The organism is Bacillus cereus group sp. BfR-BA-01492 (genome assembly GCF_022662815.1).
GTDB classification, from domain to species: Bacteria; Bacillota; Bacilli; order Bacillales; family Bacillaceae_G; genus Bacillus_A; species Bacillus_A cereus_BD.
The window spans coordinates 126,048-142,669 of the sequence record NZ_JAKUEH010000004.1; the positions used below are offsets into that span (position 1 = coordinate 126,048).

Genomic DNA, 16,622 nt, shown 5'->3' on the forward strand with positions numbered 1-16,622 from the left:
AAAATATAAAAAAGAATCGTCCATTTTTGATATAATTAAGCCACCACAACAAAATAATCAAAAGAAAGGAACGATTCTTTTATCCCGCATTAACGGGCAGTAAGACTCCCACCTCAAGATTCAGAAAGAAGCAAGGAAGATAGGTGGGAGTAGGGCTGCCCGTAACAGCCCGATTGGTTCAACTAATAATCAGTGGGGGATGAAAAAAACCCTCACTGATTAAAGTTTCACTTTATGTTTATAGATTATGTACAAAAGAAGGTAAAGAATTATATGGAAAACGAAAAATAGAGGTAGAACCCGTATTTGGTCATATGAAATACAATCGTTTCTTCTAACTTTTTTTCTTGCGAGGCCTTTCGAAAAATCGATTGGAATGGGGTCTTATTTGTTTTGCACATAATTTACGGAAATGGACAACAACAGCTCAATCCAAAGCTTATCCATATTAAGGTGAAAATGAAAAAACATCTTCAAAAGGTCGTATTTAAAGACCTTTTGAGACAGCTCCTTTCATGATGACAAAATGTGCCGATTGTTTGAGTTTGATAAGGCATTAATATCCGTTTTCACGCCTTTTCTTTGATCAAGTGTAAACGCCAAGGAGAATTTTACACTTTAGATTACGCATAGCCCACTTGACATGGAGCCTCTACAGGTATGATAAACCGCCTTGAAGCCTTAGTAATAAAAGAACCATGGCTGATTCTACAAGGCTATCATACCTGCTTCTCCAACTAAAGTGGGCGACAAATGCGGATAAAAATGTAAAGTTCATATTAGCGAAAACTGTAAAATTTATTCTGGCGTTTACATCAAGAAGTGTAACAACAGCGATTACGCTCTATACATACTGTGGATTTATAGAGGTAAATTCTTTCTCTAGTCGAGATAGAAAATTTATTTTAATGATATGTAGATTGAATGACAATAGAGGTGAGAGAAGAAAAGAGAAATAAAGAAAAAGAATGGATAACGTATAAAGTATCCATTCTTTTCACGTTAATATCATTTTATTGTCCCTCATTATAAAACGTAAAGGAATTTGCTGAAGTTTTTTCTAATTTTTGTTTAGGAATGTTATCGGAATTTTCCTTTATGTTGTTCTTCGTATAGCGATTTTCATTTGCGAGTGTAACACGTCTTACAAGGAGGTTTGCTACAATTATAGTAATAATGAAGCATGCAATTGGAGCAAGTGAAATCCAAGGCTGAGTAGATAGAGAACGAAAATAGAGTCCTATTAATCCTGACCATTCATTACTAACAGAGTCTGCTTCTTTTCCTCCTCCTGTTAGTATAGTTCCACCAAAAAATAGTTCTAAAATGCCTAGGTGAGAGAGAAGAATTAATGCTTGTACAAACTGTTGAATTAAAACAATCATACAAATGGGAAATATATTAGGTAATATATGTTTTTTTATTTTGTGCCATTTACTTCCCCCTAATATTTCAGCTGCACGCATAAACTCTTCAGAAAGAAGCTTTTTTGTTTCATTAGCAAAGTAAAAGGATAGAGTTGGGAGTGCTAGTATTACTAAGGTAATGGTTTCGAATATAGCACGTTGATAGAATGGAGGAGGGACATCGCCGTTCTCAAATCTAAGTACAGTATTTAAGATGAAATAGGCGATTAGTGTCATTGGTATTACAGTGAAGCTATCAAAAATCCCTTCCAATGTTCTAAATTTTCTTTTTACATAAAATGCGATATAAAATCCAATTCCTATGCTTAATATGGTACGGAGGATGGCGATCAGAAATGTAATCCCAATGCTCCATTTAGCCCCTAGTATAACACGATGTAATAAATCATATCCTCTTGTATCTGTTCCTAATAGAAAGGTAGAGGATGGTGGAAACGGTGCAGGCTGAACATTACCTTTTTCATCATATTTAATAGAAAATTGAGGAATATTATCGTTTGTGTATAGAGAGAAACCTATACTAATTAAAAAGACTAGAATTAAAAAGGAAATACTAATAAGAAAATACTTATCTTTTTTTAATATATTCCACATTTTAAGTATCTCCTTTCAATTCATTTGGAATGAAAATATCAAATAATTTAAATGCAATGAAGATGGGGGTATAAATAAGTATTAAAGCAATTGTAAATATTTCAGGATTGGGGTATTCTTTTAAGAATAAAAAAATACCAGAAATATTAAAGAAATATTCAATAATATATAAATTCGAAAGCATAAACCAAATATTGGTTTTTGAAAAGTATAGCATACTAAGTAATACGTTCCGCAAAATATGGCGATTTAAAATATATAATTTATCAAAGCCTTTGGCACGAGCTAATAATACATAATCTTTTTGTAACTCCATCTCGAAGCGAAATAAGAGCAATTTTGTAAACATTAAAATAGTGGGTAAGCTAAGACATAATACAGGTAAAAATACAATGTTTTCATTACCTACTCGCGCGATGTTCATTATGAGTAAATTTGTTTTTTTGTAGATCCAAACAATGAGTAATTGAAGACCAATGATTAGTAAAATATCAGGAATCGATTCAAGGAATTCAAAAACCATTTTTACTCGTTCTTTTGTTTTCGATGACGTTTTTAAAATAAGATAAACAATCAGAAATGAGGCAATGATAGAGACAAGAAATGAGATTGAAAATATAAAAACCGTTTCTTTATATTGAATAAAGATTTGCGGAAATAAATCCTTATTATAATGAGAATATGTAAAAGAGCTATTATCAAAAAAACGGGAAAATGTAGATACGATAGTATTGAAATAATTTGTAACATCAAGTTTCATGCCGATAAATAATTGGGGTAATGTCCCTAAAAAGAAAATTACAATGATTGATAGAATATAGTGTATGGGAATTTCAACATACTTATTTGCAAGGATCCTTCTCATATGTCCTCCTTATTTTTATAAAATAGGGTTGAATTTCTAGTTATTCTTTGTAAACATATACGCTAAAGATCATAGAAAATCCTTGTCAATTTTTCTTTTTCCCTTTAAAAGTAAGTTTATTTTGAAGAGCGAGAGGGGAAAGGAGTTTCAGAGGCTTAATTATGTAGTGTATAGAGAAAGGCTAAGTAGTAAACATAAGGTATAAGTAATTAGAGGATAAAAAAATAATGAGGTTGTCCCAAAAGGGGAAATTCCTCCAAAATGTAAAAACAAAAACATCGATATATCAACATTTCTAAAACAAAAGGGAGTGTCACATAGTCGAAAATTTGACTTATGGGACAGCTCCTTATGCACTATAATTATGTGGAAAAATATTAAAATTTAATATAAAATATATTACTTAAACATTATATAGAAATGGAGTGTTTTTGGTTGTCTTTTATACGTAACAGTAAAATTAGAACAAGGGTAAGGATATTAACATTCATAGCGTGTGTTGTTATTCTTACATTAACTTCAATTGGATTTTTGTCGATTCAAAAAATAAATAAAACATCTAATGATATGTATCAAAATCACCTACTGCCGGTTCAATGGATAGAAAGTGTCCAATCGAATATGTATCAAATTAATAAGGATCTAATGGAATTCTTGCTTTCAAAGGATGAAAATAGGAAGCAAGAACTGACAAAAGAGATGGGGGAGATTCGTGAAGCAAATGATAAGTTATTAAAAAAATTTGAGGCTCAAATAAACTTAGATAAAGAGAAGGAAGTACTTCAAGCATTTCGAAAATTATTTAATGAGACACGACCGAAGTTAAAAACAGTACAAGAATTAGCACAGTCTAATACTGAAGAAGCTTATACGTATTATGTAAAAGAAATTGGACCGAATTTACAAAAGCTAATTGTAATGATTCAGGAGTTGACACTGGATAATAACGACGCAGTCCAACAATTATATAAAGAAAATGATACAGATGTGAAAAATACAATATTTACGTTTATTACTATTTCAGTTCTTGCAATTATATGTCTTGTTGGGATCGGTTATATGATTAGAAAAGCAATTAGTAAACCAATCGCATTATTACAAAGAGATATGGGGCAAGTTGCTGCGGGTAATTTAACAATACGTACTTCTTATACATCAAAGAATGAATTAGGAAGCATCGTACAGTCTTTTAATGCCATGTTAGATAACCTGCAACAATTGATTGGAAACGTGAAAGTGACGACACAGGAAGTTATTTCTTCTACCGATGCCATGTTACAAGATGCGAAGCAAGCGTCGAATATATCAAAAGAGGTTGTTCAAACGATTTCAGAAATGAATGTTAAAATTGAGAATCAAGTTACAGGAATCCAGGAAAGTTCATCATCAATGGAAGAAATCTCAACGGGAGTGCAAACAGTAGCTGACTCTTCATCAACTGTTGCTGAAGTAGCTGTTACAACAACAGAACGAGTGGATTCTGGTAGTAAAGTGGTGAAACAATCCATTCTTCAGCTGAACAATGTACATGAAGTGGTAGAAGAAACTTCTAAAGCGATAGATCATCTTGTCTTACGCATACAGAAAATTGATACAGCATTAAATGCCATTACACATATTGCAGAACAAACAAACTTATTAGCTTTAAACGCTGCCATTGAAGCTGCACGTGCTGGAGAAAATGGAAAAGGATTTGCAGTAGTTGCATCTGAAATAAGAGATTTAGCTGAACAGTCTAAGGAATCTGCCAAAGAAATTAATCATTTGATACAATCGATCCAACAAGATACGCAACATACAGTTCTCGTTATGCAAAGGGGTACAGAGAAAGCAGCAGAAGGAAAAGAATCTGCTCTTACAGCAGATCAAGCATTTTCTTCTATTATGGAGGATATCAATAGAATTACAAGCCAAATTCAAGAAGTGTCTGTTGCAACAGAGGAAATATCAGCTGCAACAGAAGAAGTAAATGCGTCTCTATCCGCAGTTTCTGAAACTTCCACACAAGTATTTGAAGGAACGAGTCAAACGGGACAGTTAATTCAAAAACAAGCAATGTCAATCCAAAAAATTTCCACTAACTCTAGTGATATGAAAAAGAAAGTGGAGGATTTAGAAAAAATAGTTGAACAATTTATTATTAAGAATTAAAAATAAACTATAATATAACAAACTATAAATTTAAAGTTTTACTTGATATGGAAATCTTATTTCCAGATAGCGTATTATCAAAAGGGTGAGTTTTATTTGCAACTCACCCTTTTTTTTAGTTGCTTTTTTCAAAAGCTAGTTTGATACCAAATCCAATTAGTACAATGCCAGTAAGTCCTTGAACATATTTTTGAGTAGTAGGTTTTTTCATGAAAGCACTGATTTTGTCAATTAAGAAGATATAGAAGCTAAACCAGATTACTGTTAAAACTAGATAAGTAAGCCCCATAATGAAAAGTTGAACAAGTGTATTATGATTCGGATTTAAAAATTGTGGTAAAAAGGTTAAAAAGAAAACAGCGACTTTCGGATTTAAAAGGTTAGTAAGAAAACCTTGACGAAAGCAAGAACTGTTTTTATTTGTATGGTGTATAGAGTGTTCATTTACATCTATATTGTTTTTGTCTTTTAAAGATAAAAGTGCTTTTATGCCTAAATAGATGAGATAAAGGGCACCGCCATATTTAAAAATGGAAAATAAGAAAGCAGATTTTACGATAATTGCAGAAAGCCCAATTACAGCAGCTAGCGTATGAATGAAAAGAGCGATACATGTGCCAAAAACTGTTTTCACTCCCCCTATTTTCCCTGACGTAAGCGTATTTTTTGTCGCCATTGCGGTGTCAGGTCCAGGCAAAATAATAAGACAAATGGACATAATAATAAAAAGAAAATAGTTCTCCATAATCACTCCACCTTTCTTGTTTGAATTGTATGAAATTTGGGTTAACAATAGTTTAACATAAAGTAAAACTTTCATCAGTGAGGTTTTCTTTATCCTTCACTGATTATGAGTCATTACCAACCGATCTGCCCTAAAATAGCGGGATAAAGAATAAGAAGCTAGATGACGGCAGCGAATCTGCCGCTTATCTAGCTTCTTCATCATACATGTAGAAGGTGAAAGAAACGGTTTACATCTTCATCTGAAACATCACTTAATTGTTTATATTTATACTGTGGATTTTGATCTTTATCGATAACAACGGAACGAACACCTTCAAAGAAATCATCGTGGCGCATGAAGTTTTTTGCTAGTATAAGGTCGGTTGCAAAGCATTCTTCTATCGATTTATTTCTTCCCTCAGTTAGTTGCTTTAATGTTACTTTTAATGAGAATGGAGACTTTGATAATAATGTTTCTTTTGTTTGTAAAGCAAATGTTCCACTATCTTTTTCTAATGAGTCGATAATTTCTTCAATTGAACGGAAGGAAAAGTGGGTATTGATATCTTCTAATAGAGAAGCAAGTGTACTTTCTGCATTAGGTGTACTTGCGAAGGTATGAATAATTTTCTTTAATGCAGTATGTACATCTTGTATATTCCAATTTGTATTTTCGATTTCTGTTAAGAAAGCAGATAAAGATTCGGTTGTCATATAATAATCAGCAGCATTTATATACAATACATCAGCAGCTTTTAGAGTGGCAGCTGTTAAAGCAACGTAACGACCAGTGTGTCCCGGTGCTTGATTTAAGAAATAAGCAGCCCCAACATCAGGGAAAAATCCAATATTCATCTCAGGCATTGCCCATTTTGTGCGTTCTGTAACAATTCGATATGTTGCTCCATTTGTTAGACCAACGCCACCACCCATGACAATTCCATCTAAACAAGCGATAATTGGTTTAGGATAACGATATATGTAAGTATCTATGTCGTACTCTTCTTCAAAGAATTTTTCGGCATGTTGTAATGCAACCTCATTTGAACGAGCTTCATATAACGTTTTAATATCACCACCCGCACAAAAACCTTTTGATCCAGCACCTTTTAAGACAATCAATGCAATTTGATTATCTGTTTCCCATTCTTTTAGCTTTTGCCCAATTGATTTTAACATATCATACGATAAGGAGTTAAGCGCTTTTGGACGGTTTAACGTAATGGTTGCGACACCATGATCACCAATGGAAAATAAAACATTTTCAGTCATTTTAAATCCTCCTCTACAAATATTCTCATTTTCTTATTTCTCGATAAAAGCTAAAATATCCTTTATAATTTATTGTACATTGCAAGGAATGTGCCAGTTTTGAGAACGCGAAATGAAAGAAAACAAAGAAAATAAAGTGTCTCATTGTTTAGACAAAATGTTAGGTTTTTTTAAATGTCTTGCATATTTTGACGAGTAACATTTGCAGGATTTCAATGAAGTAAGCGGAATATTACAACAGCAATCATGATAGTTTATAGTATGAAAACAAAAGATATGTTATGATGTTGAATGATTTTTATGTAAGAAAATGTAATATAGAAGTTACATTTTGTCATAAGTGCTGAATTATCAAACTTTTAACAAATCCTTAGTTTGTATATAATAAGGGATAGAGAAAGGGGAGATCGGAATGCCAGGACCTTTACTATTATCGGTTATTATTTTGTCTTCTCTCATGGTAGGAATTACGCATTATTTTCATCATACAGATACGACAGAAGAAGTGAAGGAAAAAGTTCGTCTTGTATTTCCGATTTTTATCATTGCTATTTCACTTTGTTTTATATTAAATAAAGACGGGTATACTATCGCTTTATTTTCATTCTTTATAGTGAGTGTTTTAATTCCTGTATTGTACTATATAATGAAAGATTATTTACAAAAATAAAAATACTTGAGATAGTATTTTTATTTTTGTAAATGATTATAATTTCACATACCGTATTGAAAGATATAAAAATAAAAAAGGAAATAAGAAGATGTATGCCCTTGTCAATCTAGAATCCCCACTATACTATTAAAGTATAGTGAATCGAGAAAAAGGGGTTGTATCTATATGAAGTTTGAGATGCATACAAAAATTATTTCAAATGAAAAAGAAATAAGATTACATATAGAAGAAAACATATTTCAATTAACTTTAGAGGGCTATCACTTATTTGCTGTGAATGAAATATTACCTTTATATAAATCAGAGCAAGAAAGAATTGGTAGCGCAATGATTCAAAAGTTAGAATGGAAAGACGAGAAAACAATTGTTAACTATCAACTTGTTTCATTACAATCAGTAAATTAAAAGAGAGAAGGGAAGGACAAGATGAAGTTTTTTCATACAGCGGATTGGCATTTAGGGAAACTTGTTCACGGTGTATATATGACGGACGATCAACGAGTTGTTTTAGAACAGTTTGTTCAAGCTGTAGAAGAAGAAAAACCAGATGCCGTAATTGTTGCAGGTGACTTATATGACCGAGCAATCCCTCCAACAGAAGCAGTCGACTTATTAAATGATGTATTACAAAAAATAGTGATTGACTTACAAACACCTGTTATCGCGGTAGCAGGAAATCATGATAGCCCAGATCGCATTCATTTTGGTAGTGGGTTAATGAAAAAACAGGGGCTACATATTGTCGGTCAATTTCAATTTCCAGATGAGCCAGTTATTTTACATGATGAGTATGGAGAAGTACATTTTCATTTAGTGCCATATGCTGATCCAAGTATTGTTAGACATATTATGAAAAATGAGGATATTCGTTCTCATGATGATGCGATGCGTATTTTTATAAATGAGCTGTCAGAGAGAATGGATAAAGAGGCAAGACATATCTTTGTAGGACATGCATTTGTTACATCTTCGGGTGAACCAGAGGAGAACACGAGCGATGCAGAACGTCCGCTTTCAATTGGTGGTGCCGAGTATGTAAATAGTCACTATTTTGACCAGTTTCATTACACAGCGCTTGGACATTTACATCAAGCGCATTTTGTTCGTAATGAAACCATTCGCTATTCTGGTTCACCGCTAGCATACTCCATTTCAGAAGAACGACATAAAAAAGGGTACTATATTGTGGAGATAGATGGAACAGGTAACGTTGAAATAGAAAAGCGTTTATTGATTCCTCGTCGCCAAATGCGAACAGTAGAAGCGAAAATAGATGATTTATTAAAACATCCAACAAGTGAAGACTATGTTTTTGTAAAACTATTAGATGAAACACCAGTATTACAACCAATGGAAAAAGTTCGATCTGTATATCCAAATGCAATGCATGTTGAGCGTTCGATACAAAGACGAGAGCTTACAGAAGCAAATGAAATCACTATTTCTAGACATAAAATGGATGATGTATCTTTATTAAAAGCTTTTTATAAAGAAATGAAGGGATCGGATTTATCCGAAGTAAAAGAACGTCTCTTCTTAGAAGTGTTACAAACAGTGCAGGAACGGGAAGGTGAACGAGGATGAGACCAATTCAGCTTACGATGACAGCATTTGGCCCATATAAACAGAGAGAAGTCATTGATTTTAGCGATTTAGGAAATCATCGTATTTTTGCAATTTCAGGAAATACTGGTGCAGGAAAGACGACAATCTTTGATGCAATTTGTTATGCGCTATATGGGGAAGCTAGCGGAGAAGAACGAAGTGATACAAGTATGCTACGCAGTCATTTTGCCGATGATAATGTATATACGAGTGTAGAATTGACATTTCAATTAAAAGGAAAACTATATGAGATAAAAAGACAACTTGGACATAAGAAAAAAGGAAATAAAACTGTGACTGGGCATGCAATTGAATTGTATGAAGTAGTCAACGGTGAGAAAAATCCATGTGTCGATCGTTTTCATGTGACGGATGTAAATAAAAAAGTGGAAGAGTTAATAGGTCTTAGTAAACATCAGTTTAGCCAAATTGTTATGCTTCCACAAGGAGAGTTTCGAAAACTATTAACATCTGAAACAGAGAATAAAGAAGAAATTCTGCGTCGTATTTTTAAAACGGATCGTTATAAATTAATGCGTGAATTACTGGATCAAAAGCGGAAACAGTGGAAAGACATATTGCAGGGAAAACAAAAAGAAAGAGAAATTTATTTCCGAAATGCTTTTCAATTACCTGTTCGAGACGGTTCGTTATTAGAGGTCTTAGTGCAGCAAGAACATGTCAATACGCATCAAGTAGTTGAAGCGCTAGAACAAGAAACGAGTTACTATGAAGCGGAAATTCGACAATTACAAGCGCAGCAAATCGCACAAACAAAGCAATTAAAAGAAATCGAAGAACATTTTCATACAGCAAAATCAACAAATGAAAAATTTCAAGATTTACAGCAGAAAAAAGAGCAACAACAAGCTTTAGAAGCAAGACGTGAACAAATCGAAATCGCAGAAAAACACTTTAAACGAGCAGAACAAGCAAAAAGATTACTACCGTTTGAACAATGGTATGAAGAAGCGCAGCAAAGTGAGCAGAATGCCCAGCGATCATTGAACCAAATAACTGTTCAGAAGGAAAAAACGGCTGAAGCATTTGTGCTTGCACAAGGAAAATATGAAGAATTAAAACAGAAAGAACCTGCGCGTGAAGAATTGAAACAAAATGTACAGAGACTAGAAGAATTACAGCCCGTTATAACTTCATTGGCAGAACAAAAATCAACACTGCAAAAAGCTGAGGCGCAGAGCGAGCGAATGAAAACGAATATTCAAAAGCTGGAACAACAGCTAGAAGTTCAGATTTCGCAAAAACAACAACTAACTGAGGAATTAAACCAGTTAGAAGCCGCGCTCGAACAATATGTAGAAAAAATAGAAGAATTAACACATATGCGAGAAGATGCAAAAGTATTAAAACAAGCATATGACGTTTGGGAAGAAAAAGAAAAATATGAGCAAGAAAAAAAGCAAGCAGCTCAACATATGGAGATTGCTGTTACAACATATGAAGAGATGGAGAGCCGCTGGTTAAATGAACAAGCAGGCATATTAGCACTGCATCTTCATGATGGAGAATCTTGTCCGGTATGCGGTAGTACAACGCATCCAAATAAAGCAACAGAGCGAGGCGATTCTATTGATGAAAATCAACTGAATGAGTTGCGAGAAAAGAAAAATATTGCTGAAAAATCACATCTTCAATTAGCGGAAAAATGGAATTTCTACCGTCAGCAGTATGAACAAATAATTGAAGAAGTGAAAAAGCGTGGTTATCAACCAGAAGTGTTAGTCGATACGTATCATGCGCTAGTACAAAAAGGAAAACAACGAGCGGCTGAAGTAAATAAATTAAAAGCAAGTGAAGAAAAGAGAAAACAACTTGCATTACATGTAAAAGAGTTAGAAGTACAATTAGAGGAAGTGCAGAAGAAAAAACGTGAGATGGAAATAGCACATCACAGCGTAGAGAAAGAATACATTGAGCTTCGAACATCTTATGAATATAATCAGCAAAAAATTCCTGAAAACTTACAAACATTTGAAGCATGGAAACAAAAACTGGATAGTGCAATGCAAGAGTTACGAACGATGGAAGATGAATGGAAGAAAGGCCAAGAAGCTTATCAACATTGGCAAAATGAATATGTGCGCATGCAAGCTGAATATGATAGTGCTGTGAAACAAGTAAACAATGCGAAAGAGAAGAGAGAAGAGACGTTTACGCGTTTTGCAAACGAGCTTGAACAAGGTGGTTTTCCGGATCAATCTGCGTATAAAGAAGCAAAACGAACAGATACAGAAATAGCAGAATTACAACAAAAAATTAAAAGTTATTATTCATCACTTGAAGTATTGGCGAAGCAAATTGAAGAATTAACAAATGAATTACAGGATAAAGAATGGACGGATATTATATCCATTGAAGAACAAATGAAAAAGTTAGATATTGAGCTTGATATTACAAAAGAAAAACGTCAGCGTGCACAAAGTGCCGTGGAATATATCTCTGACTTATATGAAAACATTAGACGAATTGACGAGCAAATTCGTGAGGAAGAAAAAGCTTTCCAAGAACTTGTTGATTTATATGAAGTAATGAAAGGAGATAATGAAAGCCGTATTTCCTTTGAGCGTTACATTTTAATTGAGTATTTAGAACAAATTGTTCATATTGCGAATGAAAGACTGCGTAAATTATCAAATGGACAGTTCTATTTAAAACGAAGCGAACGAGTGGAAAAGCGCAATCGTCAAAGTGGATTAGGATTAGATGTATACGATGCATACACAGGTCAAACGCGCGACGTAAAAACATTGTCTGGTGGAGAGAAATTTAACGCGTCACTTTGTCTTGCGCTTGCAATGTCAGATGTAATCCAGGCATATGAAGGCGGAATTTCGATTGAAACGATGTTTATTGATGAAGGGTTTGGATCACTTGATGAAGAATCTCTTACAAAAGCAGTAGATGCACTCATCGACCTGCAAAAATCAGGACGATTTATCGGCGTGATTTCACACGTACAAGAGTTAAAAAACGCAATGCCAGCTGTATTAGAAGTAACAAAGCAGAAAGATGGGTGTAGTCAGACGAAGTTTATGGTGAAATAGTTTTTTCATCAGTGGGGATGAAGAAAAGCTCCACTGATGAAAGTGTCACTTTATAGAATGAATAGGGTAGTTTGTATATTGGACTTGCATATTGAAAAGTAGAAAACATAGAAAAAGAATCTCTGTAGCGACAGAGATTCAAGGGAAAGAGAAGTATGTTTTTTGTGTGAATAACTACATCGAATGAAATCTTTTCGATAATAAAAGGATAACATGAACTTTTTTGTATTATAACCGGTAAATATAGCCAAAAATAGCTCTAGTAAGTAGTGATGTGTTATGTTTTTTACTGGAATGATTATCACATGATAGCTGTCTATAAACGTTTATGAAGACATTTCTAATAAGTTCAGTTTTTCTGATAATAAGATAAAGAGACTAGCAAATGAAGCAAGTCTCTTTTCTTTTTAATAGGGATTAACGTACCCCTTTCATAAAGCTTTGAATTTTTGGTGAAAGTAAAAATAAAACAGCACTTAAAAGAATAGAGACCCCACCGATGACACCAAAGTATATAATTTCTGTTTCTGGGTTATATAGCGGTACAATTTGTGCGTTAATTGCTTGCGCAGAAGCATTAGATAAAAACCATAAACTCATTGTTTGCGCAGAGAATGCTGCTGGCGCTAGCTTTGTTGTGGCAGAAAGTCCAACAGGTGATAAGCATAATTCCCCAGTTACAACGAGGAGGAAGCTAAGCACTAACCATATTGGACTTACTAGTGATTCTGTACCATGCATGTATGCCGGAATAATCATAATTAAGAAAGAAATTCCTGCAAAAAATAGTCCGACTGAAAATTTCTTAGAAGTAGAAGGTTGACGATCTCCAAGTTTTATCCATAACCATGCAAATACTGGTGCCAATAAAACAACAAATAGTGGATTCAAGGATTGGAACCATGAAGATTGCAGTTCTAATCCAGCGAATTGTAATTGTGTACGCTCATCAGCATATCTTGCGAGAATAATAGAGCCTTGCTCCTGGATGGACCAGAACATAATACCTGCAATAAAAAGAGGGATGTATGCTAGAAGGCGTGAGCGTTCCACCTCAGTTGTTTTCGGACTTCGATACATGACATAAAAATAACAAGTTGGGATAATGATACCTAACACACTTACGACCATGGTGAAGCGTTGTATTGTTAGAATACCAGTTGTAATTGTCATATATCCAATGATGATAATGACAAGAGCACCAATACCGAGCCTTCCAAACACTTTTGTGCGTTCTTGAGGTGCTAAAGGGTTAGGGACTTGAGTGCCTGCTAAGCCAAGGTTTTTCTTTTTTGTTGTAACAAATACGATTAGGCCAATGAACATACCGATAGCTGCTGCACCAAAACCGAGATGGAAATTATACTGTTGTCCAATGGTACCAACGACTAAAGGAGAGAGAAGACCGCCTAAATTAATTCCCATATAAAAAATACTAAAACCTGAATCGCGTCTTTTATCTTCGTCGCTATATAAGTCTCCTACAACACTTGATACATTTGGTTTTAATAATCCTGTCCCGATAACGATAAGTGCCATCGAGATAAAAAAGGCAGTAATGCTGCCAGGAAAAGATAAAACAATATGACCGAACATAATAAAAACACCGCCGTAAAAAACAGTTCGACTTGTCCCTAATAGACGATCGGCAATCCAGCCGCCTATAATGCCAGACATATATACAAGTGAACCGTAGATGGCCATAATGGATGCAGCGGTTGCTTTATCGATTCCAAGCCCACCTTTTGATACTTCATAATACATATAAAAGAGTAGAATTGCTCTCATTCCATAGTAAGAAAAGCGCTCCCAAAATTCTGTGAAAAAGAGGGTGAATAAGCCTTTTGGGTGACCGAAAAAGCCTTTCTGCGGGACGCTTTCAACTATGGATTTTTTATCTAACGTTGCCATAAAAAAATAAAACCTCCTAAAAATTTAAGTTATCTAAACATTTTAATTATACAAAAAATATCAAATTTAATAAAGTTTAATATTTTTTACAAACGAATTAAAGCTATGTTTCCGCGGGGGATGGCGAGATGGTTTCAGATGAAGGATGGAAATGGACAACTTTACTCGAATGACAGATACATTTGATGCGGTACGAGGTGGTAAACCGCATAATGCAGTAGATATTGGAGCGACCACCGCATTGGGCAATGGAAGCTAGAATTGCTAGACAGGAAACAATCTATGTTAATGGAGGTAGTCTAGGAGTGTATGTTGACCATGGAAATGGAGTGGTTTCTCATTATCTTCACCTTAGTGAAATTTTTGTTCATTTTAACGTTTATTGTTATGTTGATATTTATAACAGGAATCGATTTTATAGTTAATATATACTTGTGTAAAGAATAAGAAAATAAGGGAAAAGTATTTATGATCTCCTTTAAACTGTCTATTTTAAAGGATACAGTTCAAATATGAAGTTGTTTTTTAGTTTTTATGTAACTTATACTTTACATAAAGTAATATATAAGTTACATTATTTATGGAGGGTGTTATATGAAAAATAACGTGAAAATTGCTCGTGTCAAAGCAGATTTAACACAACAGCAGCTTGCTGATGCAGTTGGTATTACAAGGCAAACCGTCAGTCTAATTGAAAAAGGGAAATATAACCCATCATTAAAGCTATGTTTACAAATTTGCTATGCTGTAAATGCGAAATTAGACGAAATATTTTGGATAAACCAGGAGGATTTTGAATGAAGAAAATTACAGATGAAAGACTCATTTTAAGGAATTTGAAAAATATTCGAATTATGTATATTATCCAAACGATTGGAATCTTATGCATTCTTGGCTACGAGTTCTTTCAAAATGGACTTGATGGGGTGCGTGAAAATCCACTTTGGATGGTAGTTATTTTAACCTCTGTTGTATCTGCATATTTATCGATGAGTGTTAGTGTGGAACAGGAAAAGGAAATAAAAAATCCAAAGAAATCACTTATAGTTAGTATGGTAGTACTAACTATTATTGTAGTAACTGTTGCATATCTGATTTCTATTACACCAAACTTTAGCTGGATTGATGGTCTATTGTTAGGATCTATTGTATTTATTTGTGGGTTTATACCGCTGTATTATGTATATAGATTAAGAGTAAAGCAAGAACAAGATTTAGAAGATGAGTAGAGAAAGGTGATAAAGTTGGTGTCATTTTTTAAAGAAGCAAAACTAGTTTGCCATATTTGTGTTAAAAAAATTGTTGAAGGGGAAGAATTTATTGTTCGGTTGAACCTACCAACTAGATCAAGAATGCCCGTCGGGTATTAGATAAAGTATTAGTAAAAAATACGAAAGAGATTTTGTGTGATCGATGTAATCAGCAGAATACGTCCGAATAATTACATTTGTAGCTTTGCCCTTGGTTACAGCAACGTTAGTACTAGGCTATATCATACATATAACAAGGGAGTGCAGTATTATATATCAGTATACAAGCCTTCCCTTGCTGTATTTATGATTTTAAATTTTTAATTATTTATTTTTATAAGAATAAGATAATAAAATAATTACTATTAACCAAAATACTGAGTGTTTTTTGCAATACAAAAGTGGTTCTTACGCAGATTTGGTGAAATCTCATATAACGTTGTTACCGTATAAAATTTTATTCTTTCAAAATAATAAATCAGAGTGTATATAACATGCGCTTTTGCAATATAGCTAAACCAGCTCGCCCATACAACATTCGTTTGATTGATTTCAAGCGATTTACCTGTCCTTCTAACACGCCATTACTATAGGGAAGAATAAAGGCAACAGCTTGTAAATCGTTGCGTAAAGGATATGATGTGAGTACAGTGGGATTGAATGAAGCGACAATAAAAAAATATATTCAAGACCAAGAGAAGCATGATATAGCACTAGATAAATTAAGTGTAAAAGAATATACAGACCCTTTTAAAGGGTAGCGTGTCATACAAATATCCCTTCAGGGGTGGCAAAAGTGGCAAAGGCAATAGAAGCTTGAATGTATATGAAAGCCAGCGCCTTTAGTCGTTGACCGGTAGTATAGGCTTATAGCCTTTGTGCAAACCACCCTTTGGAAGGGTGGTTATGATTTGTATGGTGATAAAAAAGGCTTTTCTAGGGGTATCGCTAATCAAATGTCTTAACGTGAGTTTTATATTATTGGGTGAATCCCCCCTCCATGAGACCTTCAGATGTCTTTTCCTTTGCAATATAATGTAGTTAAAAACAAGTTATTTAAACTAAAAAATAGGGAAGTGTCAG

At 33.9% G+C, this 16,622-nt stretch carries 12 protein-coding genes and 3 pseudogenes; 10 read left to right on the plus strand and 5 right to left on the minus strand.

Translation table 11 applies throughout. From position 1 onward, the window contains the following. Positions 1-242: 242 nt before the first annotated feature. Positions 243-452 (plus strand): annotated as a pseudogene (locus MR063_RS07735) (transposase); the annotation flags it as partial. A 561-nt stretch (positions 453-1,013) separates the two neighbouring features. Here the strand turns inward: MR063_RS07735 and MR063_RS07740 are convergent. Together MR063_RS07740 and MR063_RS07745 are read right to left on the minus strand one after the other, a co-directional pair. Continuing rightward, positions 1,014-2,021, minus strand: a complete 1,008-nt coding sequence (locus tag MR063_RS07740) for an ABC transporter permease (protein ID WP_242195941.1) — start codon at positions 2,019-2,021, stop codon at positions 1,014-1,016. A gap of 1 nt (position 2,022) precedes the next feature. Further along, positions 2,023-2,886, minus strand: a complete 864-nt coding sequence (locus MR063_RS07745) for an ABC transporter permease subunit (RefSeq protein WP_242195944.1) — start codon at positions 2,884-2,886, stop codon at positions 2,023-2,025. A gap of 435 nt (positions 2,887-3,321) precedes the next feature. On the opposite strand from MR063_RS07745, the gene MR063_RS07750 reads away from it, so the two are divergent. Further along, positions 3,322-5,037, plus strand: coding sequence for a methyl-accepting chemotaxis protein (locus MR063_RS07750; protein ID WP_242195947.1), 1,716 nt, complete (start codon positions 3,322-3,324; stop codon positions 5,035-5,037). A gap of 115 nt (positions 5,038-5,152) precedes the next feature. Here the strand turns inward: MR063_RS07750 and MR063_RS07755 are convergent, their stop codons facing one another. Next, entirely contained in the window at positions 5,153-5,785 is a 633-nt protein-coding gene (locus MR063_RS07755; RefSeq protein ID WP_242196290.1) for a LysE family translocator, read from the minus strand. Between the two features lie 197 nt (positions 5,786-5,982). Next, positions 5,983-7,035, minus strand: coding sequence for an enoyl-CoA hydratase/isomerase family protein (locus tag MR063_RS07760; protein ID WP_242195950.1), 1,053 nt, complete (start codon positions 7,033-7,035; stop codon positions 5,983-5,985). 412 nt (positions 7,036-7,447) lie between these two features. Between MR063_RS07760 and MR063_RS07765 the strand changes: the two genes are divergently transcribed. The 4 genes from MR063_RS07765 (at position 7,448) to MR063_RS07780 (ending at position 12,378) form a co-directional block, all read left to right on the plus strand. Next, entirely contained in the window at positions 7,448-7,705 is a 258-nt protein-coding gene (locus MR063_RS07765; RefSeq protein ID WP_242195953.1) for a hypothetical protein, read from the plus strand. A gap of 168 nt (positions 7,706-7,873) precedes the next feature. Beyond that, positions 7,874-8,113, plus strand: a complete 240-nt coding sequence (locus tag MR063_RS07770; RefSeq protein ID WP_242195956.1) for a DUF2584 family protein — start codon at positions 7,874-7,876, stop codon at positions 8,111-8,113. Positions 8,114-8,134: 21 nt separating this feature from the next. Next, positions 8,135-9,292, plus strand: a complete 1,158-nt coding sequence (locus tag MR063_RS07775) for an exonuclease SbcCD subunit D (protein WP_242195959.1) — start codon at positions 8,135-8,137, stop codon at positions 9,290-9,292. Next, positions 9,289-12,378 (plus strand): AAA family ATPase, encoded by a 3,090-nt coding sequence (locus MR063_RS07780; RefSeq protein ID WP_242195961.1) that lies wholly within the window; start codon positions 9,289-9,291, stop codon positions 12,376-12,378. Before MR063_RS07775 ends, MR063_RS07780 begins: the two co-directional genes overlap by 4 nt. A 417-nt stretch (positions 12,379-12,795) precedes the next feature. Here the strand turns inward: MR063_RS07780 and MR063_RS07785 are convergent, their stop codons facing one another. Next, on the minus strand, positions 12,796-14,289 hold the full coding sequence (locus MR063_RS07785) for a peptide MFS transporter (RefSeq protein ID WP_242195964.1): 1,494 nt from the start codon (positions 14,287-14,289) through the stop codon (positions 12,796-12,798). A 107-nt stretch (positions 14,290-14,396) separates the two neighbouring features. Between MR063_RS07785 and MR063_RS07790 the strand changes: the two are divergent. The 4 genes and pseudogenes from MR063_RS07790 to MR063_RS07805 all read left to right on the plus strand — a co-directional run. Further along, positions 14,397-14,657 (plus strand): annotated as a pseudogene (locus MR063_RS07790) (M23 family metallopeptidase); the annotation flags it as partial. Between the two features lie 226 nt (positions 14,658-14,883). Next, complete coding sequence (locus MR063_RS07795; RefSeq protein WP_242195967.1) at positions 14,884-15,090, plus strand: helix-turn-helix transcriptional regulator; 207 nt, start codon at positions 14,884-14,886, stop codon at positions 15,088-15,090. Continuing rightward, positions 15,087-15,518 carry a hypothetical protein gene (locus MR063_RS07800; RefSeq protein WP_242195970.1) on the plus strand — a complete coding sequence of 144 codons (432 nt, stop codon included), beginning with the start codon at positions 15,087-15,089 and terminating at the stop codon, positions 15,516-15,518. Before MR063_RS07795 ends, MR063_RS07800 begins: the two co-directional genes overlap by 4 nt. Before the next feature lie 650 nt (positions 15,519-16,168). Then, positions 16,169-16,300, plus strand: a pseudogene (locus MR063_RS07805) (IS200/IS605 family transposase); the annotation flags it as partial. Positions 16,301-16,622 lie beyond the last annotated feature (322 nt).

Bases quoted from the DNA above. Each gene is read 5' to 3' on its own strand.
- MR063_RS07795 (WP_242195967.1), top strand. From the start codon at position 14,884: ATGAAAAATAACGTGAAAATTGCTCGTGTCAAAGCAGATTTAACACAA.
- MR063_RS07765 (WP_242195953.1), top strand. From the start codon at position 7,448: ATGCCAGGACCTTTACTATTATCGGTTATTATTTTGTCTTCTCTCATG.
- MR063_RS07800 (WP_242195970.1), top strand. From the start codon at position 15,087: ATGAAGAAAATTACAGATGAAAGACTCATTTTAAGGAATTTGAAAAAT.
- MR063_RS07770 (WP_242195956.1), top strand. From the start codon at position 7,874: ATGAAGTTTGAGATGCATACAAAAATTATTTCAAATGAAAAAGAAATA.
- MR063_RS07740 (WP_242195941.1), bottom strand. From the start codon at position 2,021: ATGTGGAATATATTAAAAAAAGATAAGTATTTTCTTATTAGTATTTCC.
- MR063_RS07785 (WP_242195964.1), bottom strand. From the start codon at position 14,289: ATGGCAACGTTAGATAAAAAATCCATAGTTGAAAGCGTCCCGCAGAAA.
- MR063_RS07780 (WP_242195961.1), top strand. From the start codon at position 9,289: ATGAGACCAATTCAGCTTACGATGACAGCATTTGGCCCATATAAACAG.
- MR063_RS07775 (WP_242195959.1), top strand. From the start codon at position 8,135: ATGAAGTTTTTTCATACAGCGGATTGGCATTTAGGGAAACTTGTTCAC.
- MR063_RS07760 (WP_242195950.1), bottom strand. From the start codon at position 7,035: ATGACTGAAAATGTTTTATTTTCCATTGGTGATCATGGTGTCGCAACC.
- MR063_RS07745 (WP_242195944.1), bottom strand. From the start codon at position 2,886: ATGAGAAGGATCCTTGCAAATAAGTATGTTGAAATTCCCATACACTAT.